This window comes from Pseudomonas sp. P5_A12 (assembly GCF_056400685.1).
Genome location: NZ_JBFUKU010000561.1, coordinates 1 through 1,444, shown reverse-complemented (window position 1 = coordinate 1,444; position 1,444 = coordinate 1). Strand labels below are relative to the sequence as shown.

Annotated in this window: 2 protein-coding genes; both read left to right on the top strand. The window is 56.7% G+C overall.

The window, feature by feature from the left end; translation table 11 throughout:
* The coding region (locus AC1DSG_RS31110; RefSeq protein WP_477794285.1) for a CoA transferase at window positions 1-485 on the top strand (485 nt) is incomplete at its 5' end.
* A 256-nt stretch (window positions 486-741) separates the two neighbouring features.
* On the top strand, window positions 742-1,437 hold the full coding sequence (locus AC1DSG_RS31105) for an enoyl-CoA hydratase/isomerase family protein (protein ID WP_477794284.1): 696 nt from the start codon (window positions 742-744) through the stop codon (window positions 1,435-1,437).
* Window positions 1,438-1,444 lie beyond the last annotated feature (7 nt).

Sequence of the window (1,444 nt, the reverse complement as noted above, 5' to 3'; positions counted from 1 at the left end):
AGCCTACGGTTCCCCTTAACTACGTCGGTGACTTCGGCGGCGGCATGCTGCTCGGATTCGGAGTGCTTTGCGCATTGACCGAGTCTCGAATTTCCGGCAAAGGGCAGGTGGTCGACGCTGCGATGACCGACGGTACAGCGCTGCTCTCGGCGATGATGTATGGCTTCAAAGCCGCCGGCACATTAACCAATCAGCGCGGCGAAAATGTCCTGGATGGCGGTGCACATTTTTATGACACCTATGCCTGTGCGGATGGGAAGTTCATCGCGATTGGAGCGATTGAGCCTCAGTTCTATACGTTGTTGCTGAAGCTTTGCGACATCACCGATCCAGCGTTTCAGAAGCAACGGGACAAGTCGACCTGGGCGCCACTTAAAGCACGAATGAGCGAAATGTTCCTGACCCGAACTCGCGAGCAATGGTGCTCGCTGCTTGAAGGAACCGACGCGTGTTTCTCGCCGGTGCTGGATTGGGACAAGCCGTAGCTCATCCCCATAACATTGAGCGCGAAACTTTCATTCGGGTAGATGGCGTTTTGCAGCCCGCGCCAGCGCCTCGATTCAGTCGCAGCGTGCCTGATGTGCCAGAAGCACGCGGAGCGGACAGCGAAGCCATTCTGGCCGACTGGGGAATCGACGCTGACCGGATTCTTGCGTTGAAGGCTGAAAACATCATTTAAGTGCGGGCCTTCGTGGTGGCGTCCGACGGCGAAGGCAGCCTCTGTCTGACGATTGGTAAAGCATGCGCTATCAAACGATTACCTTTACCCGGGAAGGTGCTGTTGCGATTCTCACGCTGAATCAGCCTGAACGTCGCAACCCGATCAGCGCACTGCGAGGCATTGCATTCTCGTCAGGTGACGCATCGCGAGGTGAGGCGGGAGCGGAGGGCATGCGAACTCGACTTAACCCGATGCTCATCGAAATGCATGAACTACCGGTACCTGTAGTGACGGCGTTGAATGGCCCGGCCGTGGGCGCCGGCGTCGGTTTAGCGCTGGCTGCTGACATTGTGCTTGCGGCGCACGACGCCTATTTTTATCTGCCGTTCATCAAAACATTAGGCCTGGTGCCGGACGGTGGTGCTTCCTGGTTCCTGCAACGCCGGATTGGCAGCGCTCGCGCACTGGAACTGTGCCTGACCGGTGAACGCCTCTCAGCCAAAAAAGCAGAACAATGGGGACTTATTCAGGCCTGCATCGAAAAACAGACCTTAYCGGCTGCTGCATTGGAAATGGCCCGACAATTGACGTGTTTGCCAGCTCACGGTGTAATCGAAGCGCGCCGAGTATTCGAGGCGGCTAGCTGCAACGACTTCCGGGCTCAACTGGCCTACGAGGCCGACCCTCAATACGAATTGCTTAACCTGCCAACGCTCGAGGAAGGAGTCAGGTCCTTCTTCGAAAAACGCCAACCAGATTTCCCAAATCGAGAGTGACCATATC